Annotated in this window: 14 protein-coding genes, 3 rRNA genes and 1 pseudogene; 15 read left to right on the top strand and 3 right to left on the bottom strand. The window is 69.1% G+C overall.

Annotation, left to right across the window (positions count from 1 at the left end):
• Positions 1–11: 11 nt before the first annotated feature.
• Positions 12–509 carry a cysteine dioxygenase gene (locus H4687_RS19295; RefSeq protein WP_046919305.1) on the bottom strand — a complete coding sequence of 166 codons (498 nt, stop codon included), beginning with the start codon at positions 507–509 and terminating at the stop codon, positions 12–14.
• A 719-nt stretch (positions 510–1,228) separates the two neighbouring features.
• Here H4687_RS19295 and H4687_RS19290 point away from each other — a divergent pair.
• The 3 genes and pseudogenes from H4687_RS19290 (at position 1,229) to H4687_RS19280 (ending at position 6,853) form a co-directional block, all read left to right on the top strand.
• Positions 1,229–1,492 (top strand): WhiB family transcriptional regulator, encoded by a 264-nt coding sequence (locus H4687_RS19290; RefSeq protein ID WP_003975777.1) that lies wholly within the window; start codon positions 1,229–1,231, stop codon positions 1,490–1,492.
• 202 nt (positions 1,493–1,694) lie between these two features.
• Positions 1,695–2,474: pseudogene (locus H4687_RS48710) on the top strand (glycosyltransferase family 2 protein); the annotation flags it as partial.
• Between the two features lie 2,858 nt (positions 2,475–5,332).
• Positions 5,333–6,853 carry a DUF5719 family protein gene (locus H4687_RS19280; RefSeq protein ID WP_046919307.1) on the top strand — a complete coding sequence of 507 codons (1,521 nt, stop codon included), beginning with the start codon at positions 5,333–5,335 and terminating at the stop codon, positions 6,851–6,853.
• A 181-nt stretch (positions 6,854–7,034) separates the two neighbouring features.
• On the opposite strand, the gene H4687_RS19275 is transcribed toward H4687_RS19280, so the two are convergent.
• Positions 7,035–7,490 carry a metallopeptidase family protein gene (locus H4687_RS19275; protein ID WP_097251401.1) on the bottom strand — a complete coding sequence of 152 codons (456 nt, stop codon included), beginning with the start codon at positions 7,488–7,490 and terminating at the stop codon, positions 7,035–7,037.
• Positions 7,491–7,862: 372 nt separating this feature from the next.
• Here H4687_RS19275 and H4687_RS19270 point away from each other — a divergent pair, with 372 nt between their 5' ends.
• From H4687_RS19270 to H4687_RS19235, 8 genes are all read left to right on the top strand, one after another.
• The gene (locus tag H4687_RS19270) at positions 7,863–8,285 is read left to right on the top strand and encodes a DUF3499 domain-containing protein (protein ID WP_046919442.1); all 423 of its coding nucleotides are present in this window, start codon (positions 7,863–7,865) and stop codon (positions 8,283–8,285) included.
• 211 nt (positions 8,286–8,496) lie between these two features.
• Positions 8,497–9,861, top strand: coding sequence for a phosphomannomutase/phosphoglucomutase (locus H4687_RS19265; RefSeq protein WP_046919446.1), 1,365 nt, complete (start codon positions 8,497–8,499; stop codon positions 9,859–9,861).
• A gap of 184 nt (positions 9,862–10,045) precedes the next feature.
• Positions 10,046–10,216 (top strand): Trm112 family protein, encoded by a 171-nt coding sequence (locus H4687_RS19260; RefSeq protein ID WP_005485663.1) that lies wholly within the window; start codon positions 10,046–10,048, stop codon positions 10,214–10,216.
• 108 nt (positions 10,217–10,324) lie between these two features.
• The gene (locus H4687_RS19255) at positions 10,325–11,452 is read left to right on the top strand and encodes an SIS domain-containing protein (RefSeq protein ID WP_046919443.1); all 1,128 of its coding nucleotides are present in this window, start codon (positions 10,325–10,327) and stop codon (positions 11,450–11,452) included.
• Positions 11,453–11,517: 65 nt separating this feature from the next.
• Positions 11,518–12,669, top strand: coding sequence for a mannose-6-phosphate isomerase, class I (manA, locus tag H4687_RS19250; protein WP_046919444.1), 1,152 nt, complete (start codon positions 11,518–11,520; stop codon positions 12,667–12,669).
• Positions 12,670–12,854: 185 nt separating this feature from the next.
• The gene (locus tag H4687_RS19245) at positions 12,855–13,832 is read left to right on the top strand and encodes a cation diffusion facilitator family transporter (protein WP_046919445.1); all 978 of its coding nucleotides are present in this window, start codon (positions 12,855–12,857) and stop codon (positions 13,830–13,832) included.
• Between the two features lie 405 nt (positions 13,833–14,237).
• Positions 14,238–15,695, top strand: a complete 1,458-nt coding sequence (ahcY, locus tag H4687_RS19240) for an adenosylhomocysteinase (protein ID WP_005485655.1) — start codon at positions 14,238–14,240, stop codon at positions 15,693–15,695.
• Positions 15,696–15,844: 149 nt separating this feature from the next.
• Entirely contained in the window at positions 15,845–16,459 is a 615-nt protein-coding gene (locus H4687_RS19235; RefSeq protein WP_050398372.1) for a hypothetical protein, read from the top strand.
• Between the two features lie 43 nt (positions 16,460–16,502).
• On the opposite strand, the gene H4687_RS19230 is transcribed toward H4687_RS19235, so the two are convergent.
• Positions 16,503–17,537 (bottom strand): RDD family protein, encoded by a 1,035-nt coding sequence (locus H4687_RS19230; RefSeq protein WP_192781693.1) that lies wholly within the window; start codon positions 17,535–17,537, stop codon positions 16,503–16,505.
• A gap of 148 nt (positions 17,538–17,685) precedes the next feature.
• On the opposite strand from H4687_RS19230, the gene H4687_RS19225 reads away from it, so the two are divergent.
• From H4687_RS19225 to rrf, 4 genes are all read left to right on the top strand, one after another.
• Positions 17,686–18,693 (top strand): stage II sporulation protein M, encoded by a 1,008-nt coding sequence (locus H4687_RS19225; RefSeq protein WP_046920411.1) that lies wholly within the window; start codon positions 17,686–17,688, stop codon positions 18,691–18,693.
• A 597-nt stretch (positions 18,694–19,290) separates the two neighbouring features.
• A 16S ribosomal RNA gene (locus H4687_RS19220) occupies positions 19,291–20,818 on the top strand.
• Positions 20,819–21,133: 315 nt separating this feature from the next.
• Positions 21,134–24,257 (top strand): 23S ribosomal RNA (locus H4687_RS19215).
• Between the two features lie 89 nt (positions 24,258–24,346).
• Positions 24,347–24,463: ribosomal RNA gene (gene rrf / locus H4687_RS19210) — 5S ribosomal RNA — on the top strand.
• Together the 16S, 23S and 5S rRNA genes form the textbook arrangement of a ribosomal RNA operon.
• Positions 24,464–24,471: the final 8 nt, after the last annotated feature.

Raw genomic sequence — 24,471 nt, 5'->3', positions numbered from 1 at the left:
CGCGTCTCCGCTCACGCCGTGACGGCCGCCGTCGCCGCCGCGCAGGCCTTCGGGTGCATCGGCATGTCCGTCAGGCCCGGGTAGTAGACGTGCAGACTGACGGCCGGCTCCAGCGTGTCGTTGACGACCTCGTGCGCGTAACCCGGCGCGAACACGCGCTGCGCGCCCGCGCCGAGCACGCGCGTGCCCCGGTCGGTGCGCTCGGTCAGCGTGCCGTCGAGCACCGTCAGTACGCCGGAGGAGCCCCCGTGGTCGTGCAGCCCGGTGCCCTGCCCCGGCAGCCATGACAGCAGCCACACCTCGTAGCCGGGACCGGTCAGCAGCCGGTGGTACCAGCGGGTGGTCGCGTCGTACTCGACGAGGTGCTCCCACTGGGAGCGGTCCTCGGCGAGCGAGCGGGCCAGCCCGGCGAACTCGGCCACGGTGACCGGGTGTTGGCGCGGCGCCTGGAGGAGGTGCGGTACTTCGAGAAGGTCGCCGGCGATCTGGAGGTCGCTGTCGCTGTTCATGAAGTGGGGAGGTCCTCGACGGAGTGCGTGGGGGAAGGCGGGGTGTCCCTGCCGTCCGCGTGGGTCGCGGACGGGGCGGGTGCCCGGTCTCCGGGCGAAAGGGAGGAGCAGCGACCGAGCCGGACGGGCTCAGTGGCAGCCGGAGCGCGTGAGGCTCAACAGCTGGGACAGCAACAGCTACAGCGACAGCGAGCAGCACCGAGGGACCCGGCGGAGCGGGTCGAGGTGAGTGCCAAGTTCGCGAGCATGCCCACCAGCACAGCGGTTCACACCTCCGCTGTCAACTTCCCGTCCGGTATGTGGATGCCGATTCACCTCTTTCGGTGCATCCGCGCGGTGAAAGGTTTGTGCCCCGGGTGTCGGGGAGACATGGCGTCCAACCGGGCAAGCCGTCGGCACGCGCGCGTGGAGGGTCGTGGGTGCGTCCGGAGCGAGTCGGCTCGAACGAGTCGGAACGAGATCGAACTCCTGGGCGTCTCTTCCCGTAAGGGAGGGAGAACCCCCTCCGGAACTCCCGCCTGTCGTCAGGCTGCTGTCAGGTTTATGCCGATTTGAACACTTTCCGCATAGCCTTGGTTCCGCAGAGTGAATAAGGGGCTCAATAGCAGATCTCGGCTTGACTCGCCCGTAGCAGCACACTTGTAATTTCACTCGTGTCGTTCAGCCGAAATCGGTAACGGCCGCACGACGGGGACGCGAAAGACGGACGAGGGGCGCACATGACCGAGCTCGTGCAGCAACTGCTGGTCGACGACGCGGACGAAGAACTCGGCTGGCAGGAGCGCGCGCTGTGCGCCCAGACCGATCCCGAGTCCTTCTTCCCCGAGAAGGGCGGCTCGACCCGTGAGGCCAAGAAGGTCTGCCTCGCCTGCGAGGTCCGCTCCGAATGCCTTGAGTACGCCCTCGCCAACGACGAGCGGTTCGGTATCTGGGGAGGCCTGTCGGAGCGCGAGCGCCGCCGCCTGAAGAAGGCGGCCGTCTGACCCGTCCCGGAACACCTGACCCGTCCCGGAACAGTCGAACAGCGATAACCGAACATGTACGGCCCGTCGCACGTGGGTTGTCCACAGGCGGCGGGCCGCCGTGCTGCTCAGCCGTTAGTGTGGGCCCTCGTCCGAGACGTCCCGCTGTCCCCGCCGGACACAGACGTCCACCGCAGTCCACCGAACCGGGGCCCGTACCTCGATGTCCGTGCACAGCCACACCTCAGCTCACCAGGACGCCGCTCCTGAGTTCCCACGTCATGTGGTGACCGCGGTCCTCGTCGCGCACGACGGCGCCCGCTGGCTGCCCGACGCGCTCGCCGGGCTGCTCGGCCAGGAGCGCCCCGTCCAGAGCGCCATGGCGGCCGACACCGGCAGCGCGGACGAATCCGCCCAGCTCCTCTCCGACGCCCTCGGCGCCGACCGCGTCCTGCACCTCGCCCGACGCACCGGTTTCGGCCAGGCCGTCGAGGAGGCCAACCGCACCGCGGGCGTCCTCACCCAGGACGACCTGGCGTACCTCAGGCGCCCCAGCGGCTGGGACCCGGTGACCCGCAGCTGGCGCGACGACGCGTACGACTTGCCGGAGCTCCCCCACGGAGAACCGGTCCAGTGGCTGTGGCTGCTGCACGACGACTGCGCCCCCGAGCCCGACGCCCTCGCCCAACTGCTGCGCGTCGTGGAGAACGAACACGAGCTGGGCCGCGACGACGTCGCCGTCGTCGGCCCCAAGCTGCGCGGCTGGTACGACCGCCGGCAGCTCCTGGAGGTCGGCGTCACCATCGCCGACTCCGGCCGCCGCTGGACCGGACTGGACCGCCGCGAGCAGGACCAGGGCCAGCACGACCACGTCAAGCCCAGCCTCGCCGTGTCCACCGCCGGCATGCTGGTCCGCCGCGACGTCTTCGAGGAGCTGGGCGGCTTCGACCGCCGCCTGCCCCTCATGCGTGACGACATCGACCTGTGCTGGCGCGCGACCACCGCCGGGCACCGCGTCCTCGTCGCCCCCGAAGCCGTCGTACGGCACGCCGAGGCGGCCTCGCGCGAGCGCCGCACCGTCGACTGCGTGGGCCGCAGCGCCGCCTCCCCGCACATGGTCGACAAGGCCGGCGCGGTCTACACCCTCCTCGTCAACTCCCGTACGGCCCAGCTGCCCTGGGTGTTGCTGCGCATCGTCCTCGGCACCCTGCTCAGGACCGTCGCCTACCTCGTCGGCAAGGTTCCCGGACAGGCCGTCGACGAGATCCGCGGTCTGCTGAGCACGCTGCTGCGCCCCGAGCGGATCATCGCCGGGCGGCGCAGACGAGGCCGTTCGCAGCTCGACAAGGGCGAGCTGCGCCCGCTGTTCCCACCCCCCGGCGCGACCGTCCGGGCCACCGTCGAACAGGTCGCGGGCGACCTGTTCGGCAACGCCGACGCCGAGACCACCCCGGCCGGACGGCACGGCGGCGCGGTCGAGTCCGGACCCGGTGACGACGACGCCGACTTCCTGCAGGTCGAGCAGTTCGCCCGGCTCAAGCGCGTCGCGCGCGCACCCGGGCCCGTGCTCTTCGCCCTGTTGCTGCTCGCCTCGCTGGCCGCCTGCCGTGAACTGCTCGGCGGCGGCGCGCTCGCGGGCGGCACCCTGCTGCCCGCCCCCGCCGACTCCGCCGCGCTGTGGTCGCGCTACCTGGACGGCTGGCACCCGGTCGGCGCGGGCGGCGCCGAGGCCGCGCCGCCGTATCTGGCGATCGTGGCCATGCTCGGCTCCCTGCTGTTCGGCTCCGCCGGACTCGCGGTCACCGTGCTCCTCGTGGCCTCCGTGCCCCTGGCCGGCTTCACCGCCTACTTCGCCTCCCGCTCCCTGGTCGAGTCCCGGCTGCTGCGGGCCTGGGCGGCCGTCGTGTACGCCTTCCTGCCCGCCGTCACCGGCGCGCTCGCCACCGGCCGCATCGGCACCGCCGTCCTCGCGGTCCTGCTGCCCCTCGTCGCCCGCGCGGGCGCCGCGGCCGGCGGCCTCGCCAACCGCACGGGCGCGCGCGGCAGTTGGCGTGCCACCTGGGCGTACGCGCTGCTGCTGACGATCACCACGGCGTTCACCCCCGTCGTCTGGCCCCTCGCGCTGCTCCTCGGCCTCGGGGTCCTCGTCGTGCGCCGCCGCGAGATCACCGCCTACGGCCCGCGCTTCGTCGCCCAGCTGGGCACCCCGCTGCTGATGCTCGCCCCCTGGTCGCTGACGCTGCTGCCGTTCGGCTTCTTCGAGGAGGCCGGTCTGGAGTACGGCGGGAGCTCGGCCTCGGCGATCGATCTGCTCGGCATCAGCCCCGGCGGACCCGGCACGGTCGGCGGGCTGACCCTCATCGGCGTCGTCCTCGCGGCGCTGGCCGCCCTGCTGCGCACGGAGCGCGGGCCGGCGATCCGGACCGCGTGGACAGCCGCCCTGGTGGCCCTTGTCCTCGCGGTCCTCTCGAACGGCTCCAGCTGGGCCGGACCCTCGACCCTCGTCTACGGCCTCGCCCTCCTCGCCGCCGCCGTGCTCGGCGCGGACGGCGCCCGCCACCGCGTGGCCGAGCAGAGCTTCGGCTGGCGGCAGCCGGTGGCCGTGCTCATCGCGCTCGCCGCCGCCGTCGGCCCGCTGCTGGCAGCCGCCGGCTGGGTGCTCGGCGGCGCCGACGGCCCCGTGGAGCGCCGGGACCCCGTCCAGGTGCCCGCCTTCGTCGCCGAGGAGAGCGGCACCCGTGACCAGGCCCGCACCCTGGTCCTCGACAGCGACTCCACCGCCGAGGTCGGCTACACCCTGGTCCGCGGCTCCGGCGTCCGCCTCGGCGACGCCGAACTCACGGCCGCCGCGGGGGAGAACAAGCAGCTCGACAAGGTCGTCGCCAACCTCGTGGCGGGCTCCGGCGCCGACCAGAGCGACGAACTCGGCGGCTTCGCCGTGCGCTACGTCCTCGTCCGCCCCGGCTCCCCCCGCGAGGTCAGCCGGGTCCTGGACGCCACCCCCGGCCTGAGCCGCCTCAGCCAGCAGGACGGCAGCGCCCTGTGGCGGGTGGACCGCCAGGTCGCCCGTGTCACCGTCGAGGCCGCCTCCGGCGCCCCGAAGCCGGTCGCCGCGGGCCCCGTCGAGGTGCACACCACCCTCCCGGCCGGCGGCTCGGGCCGCGTCCTGCGCCTCGCCGACACCGCCGACGAGTCCTGGACCGCCACCCTCGACGGCAAGCCGCTCACCCCGACCACGGTCGACGGCTGGGCCCAGGGCTTCCAGCTGCCCGTGGACGGCGGCAGGCTGGACGTCACCTTCGACGCACCCGTCAGCCACACCGGCCGGCTGTGGGCCCAGGGCGCGCTCGCCGTCGTCCTCGTGGTCCTCGCCCTGCCGGGCCGCCGCCGGGACGTCGACGACGACCTCCCCGACGAGCCCGTCGCCGTACCCGCCCAGGACGTCACCGGCGACGGCCGCCGCGCCCGCCGCCTGCGCGCCCAGGCCGAGGCCGACGCCGAGGCCGAACAGTCCACCGACCCCGGCCTGCCCGCCCCTGAGGAGGAGGCACCGGTCGCCGCCCCCGTTCCGCAGCAGCAGCCTTATGGCGAGTGGGAAACACCGACCCACGCGGGCGCGGGCGCCGGGTACGGCCAGTACGACCAGCAGTACCAGAGCGCCCAGCAGCAGTACCCGGCGGGCACGTACGACCAGCAGCACTACCAGGCCGACCCCTACCAGGGCGGCCAGTACGACCCGTACGCCACCTACGGGGGCACCACGGGCTCGTACGACCAGACGTACACCCAGGGCTACGACGCGACGTACGACCCGTCGCACGGCACCGGCGCCGACAGTGAGCGCCCCGACGGGAGCCAGCAGTGAACCGCCAGACCCTGTCCCTGATCGCCGGCGCGACCGCCCTCGCCGCCGTCACCGGCTTCGCCGCGCTCAGCGCCCCCGACACCTCCGGCGGCGGGACCACCGCGAAGGCGGCCGCCCAACTGCCCGTGCAGCGCACGAGCCTGCTCTGCCCCCAGCCGAGCACCTCGGACCTGGCGGAGACCGCGTACACGTCCTTCACCCCTGTCACCAAGGGCACCGGAGGTGAAGGCGGCGCCGAACTCGTCGCGGCGGGCGGGCAGTCGACGGACCCCGACAAGGGTGACGGGAGCGACAAGGGAGGAAAGGGCGACAAGGGCAAGGCCGCCAAGCCCGTCGTCGAGGCCAAGGAGCCCGGCAAGCCCGTCACCGGCAGCACCGACGGCGGAGACTCCCCCGCGCTGATCGGCACGGCCGGGGGGAGGTTCGCGCCCGGCTGGACGGTCCAGGAGACCACCGAGGTCGCCGCCGGCACCGGCCGTGGTCTGCTCGGCGTCAACTGCACCGCCCCGGACACGGAGTTCTGGTTCCCGGGCGCCAGCACGGCCGCGGGGCGCACCGACTACGTCCACCTCGTCAACCCGGACGACTCGGCGGCCGTCGTCGACATCGAGCTGTACGGCAAGAACGGCGCCCTGAAGTCGACGGTGGGGGACGGCATCACGGTCCAGCCCCGAGCCGCCGAACCGGTCCTGCTGTCGACGCTCGCCACGGCGAAGGAGGCCGACCTCACGGTCCACGTCAGCGTCCGCAGCGGCCGGGTCGCCGCCGCGGTCCAGGCCCTCGACGACAAGCTGGGCGGCGACTGGCTCGCCACGGCGGCCGACCCGGCCGGCAGCCTGGTCCTCCCCGGCATCCCGAAGGACGCGACCTCCGTGACCCTCGTCGCCTTCACCCCGGGCGACACCGACGCCGACCTCAAGCTCCGCCTCGCCTCGCCGGGCGGCCCGATCACCCCGGCCGGCAACGAGACGCTGCACGTCAAGGCGGGCATGACCGCCTCCGCCGATCTGGGTGACATCACCCGGGGCGAGGACGGCTCCCTCTTCCTCACCCCCACCGGTCGGCCGGTCCCGGTGGTGGCCGCGCTCCGCGTCGTCCGCGGCAAGGGCGACAACCAGGAGACGGCCTTCATCCCGGCGACCCGCCCGGTGGGCGCGCGCGCCACGGTCGCCGACAACCGCGCCAAGGGCACGACCCTCTCCCTCACCGCCCCGACCGGCACGGCGAAGGTCAGGGTCACCGCGTCCGCCGGCAGCGGAGGCGGCGAAGCCACGACCAAGACCTTCACGATCAAGGCAGGCACCACCCAGCACGTCGACATGCCCGCCCCCACCGGCCTCAAGGGCACCTACGCCCTCACGGTCGAGCCGATCTCCGGCGGCCCCGTCCACGCCTCCCGCACCCTCGCATCCAAGCTGGACACGATCCCCGCCTTCACGATCCAGACCCTCCCGGACGACAGGGGAACAGTGGCAGTCCCGAAGGCCGGACAGGACCTGTCGATCCTGCAGAGGTAGCCGCCGGGCGAGGGGTGCCCGTGGAAACGCAGGGGGCGCGGCCCCCGCATTTCCACGGGCGCGGAACTGCGCGACAAGCCCCCACCGAACCGTCGGACGGTGGTCGAAGGGGCGCAGCCCCTGGGGGACGGGACGGGGAGGGGCGGCGGGGGGCGAAAACCCCCAGGCACACCCCTCCGCGTCAGTCCTCCCCGTACCGAGGATCCACCGTCTCCGGATTCAGCCCCAACAGCTCCGCCACCTGCTCCACCACGACCTCATGCACCAGCGCGGCCCGCTCGTCGCGCCCCTTGGTGCGGATCTCCACCGGCCGCCGGTAGATCACCACCCGGGCCGGCCGCCCCTCCCGCGCCGCGACGGTCCCCCCGAGCGGCACGGCCTCGTCGTTCCAGGCCCCGTCCCCGGGCCCGTCGAGCCGAGGCACCTCCAGCACGAGGAAGTCGATGTCCGCCAGCTGCGGCAACCGCCGCTCCAGCCGCTCCACGGAGTCCTGCACCAGATCCGCGAACACATCCGCGCGACTCGCCGCGAGCGGTACCTGGGGCGGCGCGATGGGCCCGCGCATCCCCCGGCCGTGCCGATCTCGGCGGCGGGGCCCGGGTGCGGAGGCGGCGCGGGGCGGTACGAGGTTGTCCATCACCTGTGAAGCGTAATCCCCGAGGGGCCCGCCCGCCCGGCTCCACGCCCCCGCCGCCACCCCAGACCCGCACCCCCGGCCCGCCGCCGCTGACCTGCCACGGCCGACCCCGCACGTCCAACCGGCTCGCCGCACGGCGGTGCCTTGAGGGGTGTCTGCGGTGTCGGAGGATGACCATTCCAGCCAACGTTGGGCTCGATTCCGTACCCCTGTGAGACCGTTGATCTCGCGCCAATTGGCATGGTTTATACGCATACTTGACCGAATTCCGTGCCGTTCGGCATCCCGGACGAGGGGTTACTCGCAGGTCACGGCACTGGGTTCGCAGGGGCGTGTGGGGCGTTTCACAGCACGACACGGTGGAGTGACCTGATGGAGAGTCGTCGCGGCCCGCTCAAGAGTGCGGTACCGTCCAACGTCGTGAGCCCTGTACGTCGCTGTTCGCGCACCGCTTGCGGCCGCCCCGCCGTCGCGACGCTGACGTACGTCTACGCCGACTCGACCGCGGTCCTCGGCCCGCTCGCCACCTACGCCGAACCCCACTGCTACGACCTGTGCGCCGAGCACTCCGAGCGCCTCACCGCGCCGCGCGGCTGGGAGGTCGTACGGCTGCTGGACGCCTCGGCCCCCGCGCGCCCCAGCGGTGACGATCTGGAAGCCCTCGCCAACGCCGTGCGCGAGGCGGCCCGTCCGCAGCAGCGCACCGCGGAGGCCGGCGGCGGCCCCCGCGCGGCGGACCCCATGGAGGTCGCCCGCCGCGGCCACCTCCGGGTACTGCGCTCTCCCGACAACTGAGCACCGCCTTCTCCGACAGCCGTCAACCGACGCCCTGAGCCGGGCCGTTGGCGGTCCCGGAGCCGCTCGTCGAGTGGCCGCCCTCCCCCGTCCGCGCACCACCCCGTCGTCCTCGGCGCCGTACAGCCGACCGTTCCAGGAGGTCACACGGCCCACCGCCGGCACGGGCGGGTAGTTTGGGTCGCCGCCGAGGACTTTGGAGGATGTGGCCGTGGCTGCTGATCTGTCGACGATCGTGAAGGCGTACGACGTGCGCGGGGTGGTCCCGGACCAGTGGGACGAGACCCTGGCCGAACTCTTCGGGGCGGCCTTCGCACGGGTGACCGGCGCGGACGCCATCGTGACCGGCCACGACATGCGGCCCTCCTCGCCCGGCCTCTCGCGTGCCTTCGCGCGCGGGGCGGCGGCGCTCGGGGTCGACGTGACCGAGATCGGCCTCTGCTCGACGGACCAGCTGTACTACGCGTCGGGCGCGCTGAACCTGCCCGGCGCGATGTTCACGGCCTCCCACAACCCCGCCCGGTACAACGGCATCAAGCTGTGCCGCGCGGGCGCCGCCCCCGTCGGCCAGGACACCGGCCTCGTCGAGATCCGCGAACTGGTGGAGGACTGGAGCGAGTCGGGCGCGCCGGCACCGGCCGCCACACGGGGCACGATCACCCCGCGGGACACGCTGGAGGACTACGCGGCACACCTGCTCGGCCTCGTCGACCTGACCTCCGTCCGCCCGCTGAAGGTGGTCGTCGACGCGGGCAACGGCATGGGCGGCCACACCGTCCCCACGGTCTTCGCCGGCCTGCCCCTCGACCTCGTCCCGATGTACTTCGAGCTGGACGGCACGTTCCCCAACCACGAGGCCAACCCCCTCGACCCGGCCAACATCGTCGACCTGCAGCAGCGGGTCCGCGAGGAGGGCGCCGACCTCGGTATCGCCTTCGACGGCGACGCCGACCGCTGCTTCGTCGTCGACGAGCAGGGCCGTCCCGTCCCACCCTCCGCGATCACCGCCCTGGTCGCCGCCCGCGAACTCGCCAGGCACGGCGGCAAGGGCACGGTCATCCACAACCTGATCACCTCCTGGTCCGTCCCGGAGGTGGTGCGCGAGCACGGCGGCACGCCGGTACGCACCCGTGTCGGCCACTCCTTCATCAAGGCCGAGATGGCCAGAACCGGCGCGATCTTCGGCGGCGAGCACTCCGCCCACTACTACTTCGCCGACTTCTGGAACGCCGACACGGGCATGCTGGCCGCCCTCCACGTCCTCGCCGCCCTCGGCGGCCAGGACGGCCCGCTCTCCGGCCTCGTCGCCCGGTACGACCGTTACGCCGGCTCCGGCGAGATCAACTCCACGGTCGCCGACCAGACGGACCGCATGGCCGCGGTGCGCTCCGCCTACGGGGAACGGGAGGACGTCACCCTCGACGACCTCGACGGCCTCACGGTCTCCTCGGCGGACTGGTGGTTCAACGTCCGCCCCTCCAACACCGAACCGCTGCTGAGGCTGAACGCGGAGGCGAGGGACGAGGCGACGATGGCGAAGATCCGCGACGACGTCCTGGGGATCATCAGGGCGTGAGCGCCGACCGGCGGGCCCCGCGCGTACAGGGCGCGTGGGGCGCGCGGGGCCGAAGGGGCGTGGCCGCCGGCACAGGGGACGGGGGAGAGGGAACGCCTCCGGCCCCAACCCCGGCGCCGACCCCCGCACGGCGGTACTCTGACCAGGCCGCACCGCACGAATTCCGCCCCCGAAGGGACCCGACATGCCGCTCGAAGCCGGCCTCCTGGAGATCCTCGCCTGCCCGGCGTGCCACGCCCCCCTCACGGAGGAGGACACCGAGCTGACCTGCACGAGCCAGGACTGCGGCCTCGCCTACCCGATCCGGGACGGCATCCCGGTCCTTCTCGTCGACGAGGCCCGCCGCCCCGCGTGACCCGCGCGATCAAGCTCTCGCGCAAGGCGTGACCCGCACGAGCCGGGAAACCCGGCGAACAGGCGACAAGGCGCACCAGGGCACCCGGCGAATCGGAGGCTGCCGCCCATGCTGGACGAATCGCTGCTAGACACCCCCGACGCCCTGTCGGCGGCCGACCGCCGCGACCTGCTGCGCGGCGCCGCCGAAGCGGGCGCGCGGGTCCGTACGGCCATCCGCCTCGGCATCGAGGCCGGAATCCCCGACCTGAAACCGGACGGGCGCCCGCGCGCCCTCCTCGTCGCGGGCCCCGGCATGGCGTCCGCGGGCGTCGCCGACCTGCTCGGCGCCCTCGCGGGGGCCAACTGCCCCCTCACCCGCCTCCACCCCACCGGCGTGGCCCCCGCTCCGGGCGCCCTCCGCTGGGAGCTGCCCGGCTGGGCGGGCCCGGTCGACCTCCTCCTGGTCGCCACCGCGGACGGCAGCGAGCCCGGCCTCTCCCTCCTCGTCGACCAGGCGTACCGCCGGGGCAGCACGGTCGTCGCCGTGGCCCCCGCCCGCACCCCCGTCGCCGAGGCCATGGAACGCGCCCACGGCCTCTTCGTACCGATGGCGACCGGCCCGTACGAGCAGGAGGTGCCCCTCGGTGCCGCCGCCCCCGGTGTCCTGTGGGCGCTGCTCACGCCGATGCTCGCGCTGCTGGACCGCACCGGTGTCGTCGCCGCCCCGCCCGAGGCCCTGCAGAAGGTCGCCGACCGCCTCGACCAGGTCGCCGAGCGCTGCGGCCCGGCCATCGCCACCTACGGCAACCCGGCCAAGACGCTCGCCGCCGAGCTGGCCGACTCGCTGCCGTTGATCTGGACCGAGGGCCAGTCCGCGGGCCCCGTGGGCCGCCGCTTCGTCTCCGCCCTCGCCGATCTGGCGGGCCGCCCCGCTCTGGCCGCCCAGCTCCCGGAGGCCCTCGCCTCCCACACGGTGCTGCTCTCCGGCCCGCTCGCCGCGAACGCGGACCCCGACGACTTCTTCCGCGACCGCGTCGAGGACGCACCCGTCCTGCACGCGCGCGTGGTCCTCGTCCGCGACCGCCCGACCGGTGGGCTGAGTGCCCTCCCGGCCGCCCGCGAGCTGGCCCTCGGCCATGGCACCGCGATCAGCGAGCTGGAACCGGAGGAGGGCAGCGACCTGGAGACCCTCGCGGAGATGATCGCCATCACGGATTTCGCCGCCGTTTACCTGTCGCTCGCTTCCGGAGCCTGACCTGGACCGGAGCCCGACCCGACCGGGTCCTCGGCCGGCTGCCCACCTACGGAGAAACGCACACGATGGACCGCCTCGACAACACCGTCCGCCCCTACGCCTGGGGTTCGACCACCGCCATCCCGCAGCTCCTCGGCGTGGCCCCCACCGGCGAACCTCAGGCGGAGATGTGGATGGGCGCCCACCCCGGCGCCCCCTCACGCACCGGGCGCGGCCCCCTCACCCAGGTGATCGACGCAGCCCCGGAACGCGAGTTGGGGTCCCGGGCGGTCGCCAAGTTCGGCCCCCGCCTCCCGTTCCTCCTCAAACTCCTCGCCGCCGGCGCCCCCCTCTCCCTCCAGGTCCACCCCGACCTCGCACAGGCCAAGGAGGGGTACGAGGACGAGGAGCGGCGCGGCGTCCCGATCGACGCGGGTCACCGCAACTACAAGGACGCCAACCACAAGCCCGAACTGATCTGCGCCCTCACCGAGTTCGACGGCCTGTGCGGCTTCCGCGACCCGGTCCAGGCCGCCGGCCTGCTCGCCGCACTGGAGGTCGACTCCCTCAAGCCGTACGTCGACCTCCTGCACGCCCACCCCGAAGAGGCCGCCCTGCGCGAGGTGTTGACGGCCGTCCTGGCCGCCGACCCCGAGGAGATGACCCACACGGTCACCGAGGCCGCGGCCGCCTGCGCCCGCCTCGGCGGCGCCTACACCCCGTACGCCGACATCGCCCACCACTACCCCGGCGACCCCGGCGTCATCGCCGCCATGCTCCTCAACCACGTGACCCTGCAGCCCGGCGAGGCCCTGTTCCTCGGCGCCGGCATCCCGCACGCCTACCTGAGCGGCCTCGGAGTGGAGATCATGGCCAACTCCGACAACGTCCTGCGCTGCGGCCTGACCCCCAAGCACGTCGACGTCCCCGAACTCCTGCGCATCGTCCGCTTCGAGGCGACCGACCCCGGCGTCCTGCGCCCCGAGGCGTCCCCCGACGGCGAAGAGGTCTACGAGACCCCCATCGACGAGTTCCGCCTCTCCCGCTACGTCCTGCCCGAGGCCACCGCCGCGCACGACCTCACCCGCGCCACCCCGCAGATCCTCCTCTGCACGGCCGGCTCGGTCCGCGCGGGCGAACACACGCTCGCCCCGGGAGAGTCCGTCTTCGTACCGGCGGACGAGAAGGCGGAGGTGTCCGGACCGGGCACCCTGTTCCGCGCCACCGTCATCGCCTGAGCGGACGCCACCCCCGCGGAAGAGGCGGCAACGCCCTTATCCACAGCCTGGCGCACCGACGCCGGACCGGGCTGCAACAATGCCCCCTGCAAAAGGCGGGCAAAGCCCGGCCGGTGACGGACGGAAGCGTGGGTACCCATGTCCACGCACAGACACACGCGTAGGCGAAGGGACACCTCGGACTCATGAGCGCGTCAGGCGGCACCAGGGCGATCGTGGCGGCACTCGCCGCCAACCTCGCGATCGCGGCAGCGAAGTTCGTGGCGTTCGTCTTCAGTGGCTCGTCATCGATGCTCGCGGAGTCGGTGCACTCCCTGGCCGACTCCGGCAACCAGGGGCTGCTCCTCCTCGGCGGCAAGAAGGCCAAGCGCGAGGCGACCCCGCAACACCCCTTCGGGTACGGCCGCGAACGCTACATCTACGCCTTCCTCGTCTCCATCGTCCTCTTCTCCGTCGGTGGCATGTTCGCCCTCTACGAGGGCTACGAGAAGATCAAGGAACCGCACGAGATCGAGCACTGGTACTGGCCGGTCGGCGTCCTCGTCTTCGCGATCATCGCCGAGTCCTTCTCCTTCCGGACCGCGATCAAGGAATCCAACGGCCTGCGCAACGGCAAGTCCTGGACCGATTTCGTCCGTCACGCCAAGGCCCCCGAGCTGCCCGTCGTCCTGCTGGAGGACCTCGGCGCCCTCGTCGGTCTGGTCCTCGCCCTCGGCGGCGTCGGCCTCGCCCTGCTCACCGGCGACGGGGTCTGGGACGGCATCGGCACCCTCTGCATCGGCGTCCTGCTCATCCTGATCGCGATCATCCTCGCCGCCGAGACCAAGTCCCTGCTCCTCGGCGAGGCCGCCGGTGTGGAGCAGGTCAGGAAGATCGAGGCCGCGATCGTCGACGGCGACACGGTCCCCGCCATCATCCACATGCGCACACTCCACCTCGGCCCCGAGGAACTGCTGGTCGCCGCCAAGATCGCCGTCCGGCACGACGAGACGGCCACCGAGGTCGCCCGTGCGATCGACGCCGCCGAGGCCCGCATCCGCGAGGCCGTCCCGATCGCCCGCGTCATCTACCTCGAACCCGACATCTACAGCGAGGCCGAGGCCGCCAGGGGCGCCGACCCCGAGGCCGCCCCCGGCGGCCCGGCCCCCACCGCCGAGCACTGATCCATCGCCGAGCACCGATCCACCGGCCGCACCACGGGCACCGTCGCCCCGGGGCCCGTCGCGCACACGCGCGACGGGCCCTTCCCCGTTCCCGCCCCGCACGGGCCGCCGCACACGCACCTCGGCCGCGGATCGCGCCGGGCCCTCACCCGCTTCGGCTCGATCCGTACGCAGGCGGACTGGGGCAGGCAGGGCCGACCGGTGTAGCTTGGGACGGAGCCAGACGTCGCTGCTGATGGCGGTCGGGCGGTCCCACCGAGGACCGGCCGAGGGAGAGAGGGCCTCCGACGGACTGCGCTGCGCGCACGCGGGCCTGCCCGTGTCCCTTCGGGGCACCCCTGTGTCCGCCGCCGCGCAGACCAGCCCTATCCACCCTCGACCCGACATACCGAGGAGCAGCTCTTCATGACGACTGTCGACAACCGGCAGGACTTCAAGGTCGCCGATCTCTCCCTGGCCGCGTTCGGCCGCAAGGAGATCACCCTCGCCGAGCACGAGATGCCCGGTCTGATGGCGATCCGCAAGGAGTACGCCGAGGCACAGCCCCTGGCCGGCGCCCGCGTCACCGGCTCCCTGCACATGACCGTGCAGACGGCCGTTCTCATCGAGACCCTGGTCGCCCTCGGCGCCCAGGTCCGCTGGGCCTCCTGCAACATCTTCTCCACCCAGGACCACGCCGCCGCCGCGATCGCCGTCGGCCCGAACGGCACCGTGGACAACCCCCAGGGCGTCCCGGTCTTCGCCTGGAAGGGCGAGACCCTGGAGGAGTACTGGTGGTGCACCGAGCAGGCGCTGACCTGGCCGGACAGCCCCACCGGCGGCCCCAACATGATCCTCGACGACGGCGGTGACGCCACGCTCCTCGTCCACAAGGGCGTCGAGTACGAGAAGGACGGCAAGGTCCCCGCCGTCGACACCGCCGAGAACGACGAGCACCGCGTCATCCTCGAACTCCTCAACCGCACCATCACCGACGGCTCCCAGAAGTGGACCCAGCTCGCCTCGGAGATCCGCGGCGTGACGGAGGAGACCACGACCGGCGTCCACCGCCTGTACGAGATGCAGCGCGACGGCCAGCTGCTCTTCCCGGCGATCAACGTGAACGACGCCGTGACGAAGTCGAAGTTCGACAACAAGTACGGCTGCCGCCACTCCCTGATCGACGGCATCAACCGTGCCACGGACGTCCTGATCGGCGGCAAGACCGCCGTCGTGTTCGGCTACGGCGACGTGGGCAAGGGATGCGCGGAGTCCCTGCGCGGACAGGGCGCCCGCGTCATCGTCACCGAGATCGACCCGATCTGCGCGCTGCAGGCGGCGATGGACGGCTACCAGGTCACGACCCTCGACGAGGTCGTCGAGACGGCCGACATCTTCATCACCACGACCGGCAACAAGGACATCATCATGGCCTCGGACATGGCCAGGATGAAGCACCAGGCGATCGTCGGGAACATCGGTCACTTCGACAACGAGATCGACATGGCCGGCCTCGCCAAGGTCCCGGGCATCGTCAAGGACGAGGTCAAGCCGCAGGTCCACACCTGGACCTTCCCCGACGGCAAGGTCCTCATCGTCCTGTCCGAGGGCCGCCTGCTGAACCTGGGCAACGCCACCGGTCACCCGTCGTTCGTGATGTCCAACTCCTTCGCGGACCAGACCCTGGCCCAGATCGAGCTGTTCACCAAGCCCGACGAGTACCCCACCGGCGTCTACACGCTGCCCAAGCACCTCGACGAGAAGGTCGCCCGCCTCCACCTGGCCGCGCTCGGCGTGAAGCTCACCACGCTCCGCCCCGAGCAGGCCTCGTACATCGGCGTGGCGGTCGAGGGCCCGTACAAGTCGGACCACTACCGCTACTGATCCACCCGCCGGAGGGTGCGTCGCTCACGGACGCACCCGTCCGGGCAGCAGCTCCCAGGCAGGCCCCCGCACCCCCGTGCCGGGGGCCTGCCCGTTCGCCCCGCGCTCCGCCCGTCGACCGGGCCGGCCCGTCAAGACCCAGGACCCCCATGCCCCGCGGCCGGTATTCGCTCCACGACCCGCACGACCACACCCCCCTCGCCGAAGAACACTTCCACTGCGCGCCCGGCCCGTCCGGCTGGCGCTATGTCTCGCAACTGACCACCCCGGCCGGTGATCACGCCGGTTCCGTCGACCTCGCCCTCGACGAGCTCGGCCGCCCCATCCGCCTGGAACTGCACGCCGCGAGCTGGCAGGTCCGCGGCGCCGCCCTCGACGGCGTCACCTGGGTCCGCACCGATCCCTCCGGCACGGAGGCCACCGAAGGCAACGTCCGCGCCCACGCCTTCACCGGAACCTCCCCCGCCTTCCTGATCGCCACCGCCCGCCTCCTGCGCTTCACCCCCTCCGCGCCCGCCACGCGCGTTCGCCTCGTCGCCTTCACCGACCCGGTCCTCGCCCCCCGCACCCTGGACCAGTCCTGGGCGTTGATCGAAAGAGAAGCACACGCCACTGACAACGGCCCGCTGACCGTGGACGCGTACCAGGTCACAGCCCTGGACACGGGTGAGCAGCACACCGTTCACCTCGCGGGCGACGTCGTCCTGGCGGCACCCGGAATCGAACTGGAGCACCTGGAGACACCACCGTCGACGTTCGACTGAGGGTGATGCCCGGCGGACACCGGATCGGCGAGCGGGCAGGGGCTCACGCGGGCGGCGCGAACCCGGTGCTCGGCCGTTCGGCAGGCGGTGCCGTCTGCGGCGTCCGCGTCGCATGCGGCGGCTGGGCGGCCACCGGCGCCTGGGGAGCGGCCGCGCCGGGCACACCGGCTCCCGCCGGCGCCGCGTACGGCGGGACGCCCACAGGCGGAGTGGGGCTCACGTACCCCCCGGGCGGCGCGTACGCCGGAGCGACGACCGCGGGCTGAGCCCCCGGCCCACCCCATCCGGCCCCTCCGGCCGACGCGCCCGGCCCACCGGGCCCCCCGGCCGCGCCCGCGAACGCCTGCCGAGCCTCCCGCGCCTGCCGCTCGTGCACCACGGCCGCCAGATAGGCGCCCGGCGGCACCCCGTACGGCGCCGGGGCTCCCGTACGTGCCGCGAGCTCCGCGGCGAGACGTTCCGCCATCGCCGCGCCGACGTGCGGGTCCAGCTGCCGCATCCGCGTCAGGTACTGGCGGACGGCCAGCCACAGCCCGTCGGGAACGGCCGACAGGTCGAGTTCGGAGAACCGCCCCACCAGCCAGGGCGGCGGCGGAGGCACGAACGCCGTCTGTCCGGTCGGCACCCGCTCCCGCACCACCAGCGTTCCCGCGAACACGTCACCCAGCCGTCGGCCCCGCGCCGAGACGAGCGAGGCGATGCACGCGACGACACCGAACGTCATCAGGATCTCGACCACTCCGACCGCGCCCCGCACCAGCGCGTGCCGGAACCGGATCGGACCTCCGTCGTCCCGCACCACCCGCAGCCCGCACGCCAGCTTCCCCAGCGAACGCCCATGACTCAGCGTCTCCACCGCGATCGGCCCGCCCACCAGGACGAGCAGGAAACTCGCGATGGATATCGCCATCTGCGCGGCCTCGTCGAGTCCGGCCGTCGACAGCACCAGGATCAGGACCACCGCCAGGTACACGACCACGGCCACGACCAGGTCGAGCAGCACGGCCAGCGCCCGGCTCGGCAGCTTCGCGGGACGCAGCTCCAGCGCCACCGCCTCGCCCGTCACTAGCTCACTCACACCCGTAGTCCTTCCGGTTCATCCCCTGACCTGCCCCGAGAGTGGCCAGTCTGCCAAGCTGAGGACACATCGCGCCGGAGTACGACCAGTGCGATCAGTACGACAAGTCGACGCGCGGTATGCAGAGGGACGAGGAGCAGCACACCCGATGGACCTCGATGTCTTCGTGTCCGCCCATCGTGCCGAGTGGGACCGCCTCGACGCCCTGCTCCGCCGCCAGCGCCGCCTCGACGGCGCCGAGGTCGACGAACTCGTCGCCCTCTACCAGCGCACGGCCACCCATCTCTCCCTGATCCAGTCGAGCGCTCCCGACCCCCAGCTGACCGGACGCCTCAGCCAACTGGTGGCACGCGCGCGCAGTGCCGTGACAGGAAACCGCCGGGCCTCCTGGCGCGACGTCACCCGCTTCCTGACCCATGGCTTCCCCGCGGCGGTCTACCGCTCCCGGCACTGGTGGGTCCCCACGGCGCTGCTCTCCACGCTCGTCGCCGTGCTCCTCGGCTGGTGGATCGGCACCCATCCGGAGGTTCAGGCCTCCATCGCGGCCCCCGACGCACTGCGCGAGATGACCCGCCCGGGCGGCCAGTACGAGACGTACTACTCCAGCCATCCCGCCGCGTCCTTCGCCGCCCAGGTGTGGACGAACAACGCCCAGGCCGCCGCGATGTGCCTGGTCCTGGGCATCTTCCTGGGCCTGCCGGTCCTCTGGATCCTGCTCCTGAACATGCTCAACCTGGGTGTCGGCATCGGCTTGATGACCTCGGCCGGCCGTCTGGACGTCTTCCTCGGCCTGATCCTCCCGCACGGACTTCTGGAACTGACCGCCGTCTTCGTGGCCGCCGGCACCGGCCTGCGCCTCGGCTGGACCGTCATCGACCCGGGCCTGCGCACCCGGCGTGTGGCCCTGGCCGAGGAGGGGCGGGCCGCTCTGGGCATGGCGATAGGCCTGGCGCTGGTGCTCTTCGTCTCCGGCGCCATCGAAGGCTTCGTCACCCCGTCCGGCCTGCCCACGTGGGCCCGCATCAGCATCGGCGTCCTCGCCGAACTCGCCTTCCTCGCCTACGTCTATGTCCTGGGCGGACGTGCCGTGCGCGCCGGTGACACGGGCGACGTGGAGGAGCAGGAACGCAGCGCCGCGGTCCCCACAGCCGCCTGATGTGCATCCACCCCCGCCGGGCTGTTAGTCTCCTCTTCGTTCCCGCAAGAGCCGTTGACACGGTGCGCGTGGGGAGGTAGATTTGAACAGTTGCCTAGAGGTGGATATACCCCAGGGCGCAGTGAGAATCTACCGGCTTCTCGTGAATATGATTCCCGAGAGAGCCCACCCGATGATTCGGAAACGAACGGCCGGTCAGTCCGGCCAAAAACTTCTGATAAAGTCGGACTCGCCGAAAGAAAGCCGCAAGGCAATCAAATAGGCAAGGCCCTCCAAACGGCCACCGGAAATGAATTCCGACCGGAAACGGAACGGAAAACGGATCTGGTAAGGTTGGAAACGCAAGACCGAAGGGAAACTGCCCGGAGGAAAGCCCGAGAAGAAGTTCTTGGGTGAGTACAAAGGAAGCGTCCGTTCCTTGAGAACTCAACAGCGTGCCAAAAATCAACGCCAGATATGTTGATACCCCGTCCGCCGGGCAGTGTTCCGGTGGTCGAGGTTCCTTTGAAACAAACACAGCGAGGACGCTGTGAACGGCCGGGCTTATTCCGCCTGGCTGTTCCGCTCTCGTGGTTTGCACCCGATTACGGGTACACATTCACGGAGAGTTTGATCCTGGCTCAGGACGAACGCTGGCGGCGTGCTTAACACATGCAAGTCGAACGATGAACCACTTCGGTGGGGATTAGTGGCGAACGGGTGAGTAACACGTGGGCAATCTGCCCTTCACTCTGGGACAAGCCCTGGAAACGGGGTCTAATACCGGATACAACCACTACAGGCATCTGTGGGTGGTGGAAAGCTCCGGCGGTGAAGGATGAGCCCGCGGCCTATCAGCTTGTTGGTGAGGTAACGGCTCACCAAGGCGACGACGGGTAGCCGGCCTGAGAGGGCGACCGGCCACACTGGGACTGAGACACGGCCCAGACTCCTACGGGAGGCAGCAGTGGGGAATATTGCACAATGGGCGAAAGCCTGATGCAGCGACGCCGCGTGAGGGATGACGGCCTTCGGGTTGTAAACCTCTTTCAGCAGGGAAGAAGCGAAAGTGACGGTACCTGCAGAAGAAGCGCCGGCTAACTACGTGCCAGCAGCCGCGGTAATACGTAGGGCGCGAGCGTTGTCCGGAATTATTGGGCGTAAAGAGCTCGTAGGCGGTCTGTCGCGTCGGATGTGAAAGCCCGGGGCTTAACCCCGGGTCTGCATTCGATACGGGCAGACTAGAGTGTGGTAGGGGAGATCGGAATTCCTGGTGTAGCGGTGAAATGCGCAGATATCAGGAGGAACACCGGTGGCGAAGGCGGATCTCTGGGCCATTACTGACGCTGAGGAGCGAAAGCGTGGGGAGCGAACAGGATTAGATACCCTGGTAGTCCACGCCGTAAACGGTGGGAACTAGGTGTTGGCGACATTCCACGTCGTCGGTGCCGCAGCTAACGCATTAAGTTCCCCGCCTGGGGAGTACGGCCGCAAGGCTAAAACTCAAAGGAATTGACGGGGGCCCGCACAAGCAGCGGAGCATGTGGCTTAATTCGACGCAACGCGAAGAACCTTACCAAGGCTTGACATCGCCCGGAAAGCATCAGAGATGGTGCCCCCCTTGTGGTCGGGTGACAGGTGGTGCATGGCTGTCGTCAGCTCGTGTCGTGAGATGTTGGGTTAAGTCCCGCAACGAGCGCAACCCTTGTTCTGTGTTGCCAGCATGCCCTTCGGGGTGATGGGGACTCACAGGAGACTGCCGGGGTCAACTCGGAGGAAGGTGGGGACGACGTCAAGTCATCATGCCCCTTATGTCTTGGGCTGCACACGTGCTACAATGGCAGGTACAATGAGCTGCGAAGCCGTGAGGCGGAGCGAATCTCAAAAAGCCTGTCTCAGTTCGGATTGGGGTCTGCAACTCGACCCCATGAAGTCGGAGTTGCTAGTAATCGCAGATCAGCATTGCTGCGGTGAATACGTTCCCGGGCCTTGTACACACCGCCCGTCACGTCACGAAAGTCGGTAACACCCGAAGCCGGTGGCCCAACCCCTTACGGGGAGGGAGCTGTCGAAGGTGGGACTGGCGATTGGGACGAAGTCGTAACAAGGTAGCCGTACCGGAAGGTGCGGCTGGATCACCTCCTTTCTAAGGAGCATCTAGGCTGCCGGGCTTGCCCGGTGGTCCAGGGCCATAACGCAGGCGAATGTTCTGCGGTGGTTGCTCATGGGTGGAACGTTGATTATTCGGCGTCTTGAGTCATCTCAGGCTGTGAGTACTGTCCTTTCGGGGGCGTGGAAAGCTGATCGGAGTGGTGAGGGATGCCGGGCACGCTGTTGGGTGTCTGAGGGTATGGCCGTATGGCTGCCTTCAGTGCCGGCCCCAGTGCACTCGGACTTCTGGTTCGGGGTGATGGGTGGTTGGTCGTTGTTTGAGAACTGCACAGTGGACGCGAGCATCTGTGGCCAAGTTTTTAAGGGCGCACGGTGGATGCCTTGGCACCAGGAACCGATGAAGGACGTGGGAGGCCACGATAGTCCCCGGGGAGTCGTCAACCAGGCTTTGATCCGGGGGTTTCCGAATGGGGAAACCCGGCAGTCGTCATGGGCTGTCACCCTTGCCTGAACACATAGGGCAAGTGGAGGGAACGCGGGGAAGTGAAACATCTCAGTACCCGCAGGAAGAGAAAACAACCGTGATTCCGGGAGTAGTGGCGAGCGAAACCGGATGAGGCCAAACCGTATGCGTGTGAGACCCGGCAGGGGTTGCGTATACGGGGTTGTGGGATCTCTCTTCTGTCGTCTGCCGGCGACAGGACGAGTCAGAAACCGTTGATGTAGGCGAAGGACATGCGAAAGGTCCGGCGTAGAGGGTAAGACCCCCGTAGCTGAAACATTGACGGCTCGTTTGAGAGACACCCAAGTAGCACGGGGCCCGAGAAATCCCGTGTGAATCTGGCGGGACCACCCGCTAAGCCTAAATATTCCCTGGTGACCGATAGCGGATAGTACCGTGAGGGAATGGTGAAAAGTACCGCGGGAGCGGAGTGAAATAGTACCTGAAACCGTGTGCCTACAAGCCGTGGGAGCGTCGCGCATCAAGTTTACTTGGTGCGTCGTGACTGCGTGCCTTTTGAAGAATGAGCCTGCGAGTTTGCGGTGTGTTGCGAGGTTAACCCGAGTGGGGTAGCCGTAGCGAAAGCGAGTCCGAACAGGGCGTTTCAGTAGCACGCTCAAGACCCGAAGCGGAGTGATCTAGCCATGGGCAGGTTGAAGCGGAGGTAAGACTTCGTGGAGGACCGAACCCACCAGGGTTGAAAACCTGGGGGATGACCTGTGGTTAGGGGTGAAAGGCCAATCAAACTCCGTGATAGCTGGTTCTCCCCGAAATGCATTTAGGTGCAGCGTCGTGTGTTTCTTGCCGGAGGTAGAGCACTGGATAGGCGATGGGCCCTACCGGGTTACTGACCTTAGCCAAACTCCGAATGCCGGTAAGTGAGAGCACGGCAGTGAGACTGTGGGGGATAAGCTCCATGGTCGAGAGGGAAACAGCCCAGAGCATCGACTAAGGCCCCTAAGCGTACGCTAAGTGGGAAAGGATGTGGAGTCGCAGAGACAACCAGGAGGTTGGCTTAGAAGCAGCCACCCTTGAAAGAGTGCGTAATAGCTCACTGGTCTAGTGATTCCGCGCCGACAATGTAGCGGGGCTCAAGCGTACCGCCGAAGTCGTGTCATTCCAGCATTGAGGGCCAACGCCTGCTGGGATGGGTAGGGGAGCGTCGTGTGCCGGGTGAAGCAGCCGCGGAAGCGAGTTGTGGACGGTTCACGAGTGAGAATGCAGGCATGAGTAGCGATACAAACGTGAGAAACGTTTGCGCCGATTGACCAAGGGTTCCTGGGTCAAGCTGATCTGCCCAGGGTAAGTCGGGACCTAAGGCGAGGCCGACAGGCGTAGTCGATGGATAACCGGTTGATATTCCGGTACCCGCTGTGAAGCGTCAAACACTGAACCAGGCGATGCTAAGTCCGTGAAGCCGTTCCGGACCCTTCGGGGAAAGGAAAGTGGTGGAGCCGACGGACCAGACTTGTAGTAGGTGAGTGATGGGGTGACGCAGGAAGGTAGTCCATCCCGGGCGGTGGTTGTCCCGGGGTAAGGGTGTAGGACGTCAGGTAGGTAAATCCGCCTGGCACATAGTCTGAGACCTGATGCCGAGCCGATTGTGGTGAAGTGGATGATCCTATGCTGTCGAGAAAAGCCTCTAGCGAGTTTCATGGCGGCCCGTACCCTAAACCGACTCAGGTGGTCAGGTAGAGAATACCGAGGCGTTCGGGTGAACTATGGTTAAGGAACTCGGCAAAATGCCCCCGTAACTTCGGGAGAAGGGGGGCCATCACCGGTGATAGCACTTGCTGCTTGAGCTGGGGGTGGCCGCAGAGACCAGCGAGAAGCGACTGTTTACTAAAAACACAGGTCCGTGCGAAGCCGTAAGGCGATGTATACGGACTGACGCCTGCCCGGTGCTGGAACGTTAAGGGGACCGGTTAGTCACATTTCGGTGTGGCGAAGCTGAGAACTTAAGCGCCAGTAAACGGCGGTGGTAACTATAACCATCCTAAGGTAGCGAAATTCCTTGTCGGGTAAGTTCCGACCTGCACGAATGGCGTAACGACTTCTCGACTGTCTCAACCATAGGCCCGGTGAAATTGCACTACGAGTAAAGATGCTCGTTTCGCGCAGCAGGACGGAAAGACCCCGGGACCTTTACTACAGTTTGATATTGGTGTTCGGTTCGGCTTGTGTAGGATAGCTGGGAGACTGTGAAGCTCGGACGCCAGTTCGGGTGGAGTCGTCGTTGAAATACCAGTCTGGTCGTGCTGGATGTCTAACCTGGGTCCGTGATCCGGATCAGGGACAGTGTCTGATGGGTAGTTTAACTGGGGCGGTTGCCTCCTAAAGAGTAACGGAGGCGCCCAAAGGTTCCCTCAGCCTGGTTGGCAATCAGGTGGTGAGTGTAAGTGCACAAGGGAGCTTGACTGTGAGACCGACGGGTCGAGCAGGGACGAAAGTCGGGACTAGTGATCCGGCGGTGGCTTGTGGAAGCGCCGTCGCTCAACGGATAAAAGGTACCCCGGGGATAACAGGCTGATCTTCCCCAAGAGTCCATATCGACGGGATGGTTTGGCACCTCGATGTCGGCTCGTCGCATCCTGGGGCTGGAGTCGGTCCCAAGGGTTGGGCTGTTCGCCCATTAAAGCGGTACGCGAGCTGGGTTTAGAACGTCGTGAGACAGTTCGGTCCCTATCCGCTGCGCGCGCAGGAATATTGAGAAGGGCTGTCCCTAGTACGAGAGGACCGGGACGGACGAACCTCTGGTGTGCCAGTTGTTCTGCCAAGGGCATGGCTGGTTGGCTACGTTCGGGAGGGATAACCGCTGAAAGCATCTAAGCGGGAAGCCTGCTTCGAGATGAGTATTCCCACCCACTTGATGGGGTAAGGCTCCCAGTAGACGACTGGGTTGATAGGCCAGATATGGAAGCCTGGTAACGGGTGGAGTTGACTGGTACTAATAGGCCGAGGGCTTGTCCTCAGTTGCTCGCGTCCACTGTGTTGGTTCTGAAACCACGAACAACCCCATGCCATGGTCACGGTGTGGTGCGGTTGAGTGTTTCATAGTGTTTCGGTGGTCATAGCGTGAGGGAAACGCCCGGTTACATTCCGAACCCGGAAGCTAAGCCTTACAGCGCCGATGGTACTGCAGGGGGGACCCTGTGGGAGAGTAGGACGCCGCCGAACAAATATTG

Source organism: Streptomyces stelliscabiei, from assembly GCF_014873495.1.
GTDB lineage: Bacteria > Actinomycetota > Actinomycetes > Streptomycetales > Streptomycetaceae > Streptomyces > Streptomyces bottropensis.
Note: the sequence above shows the minus strand (reverse complement) of the source record. Positions and strands in the feature narration are given on the sequence as shown.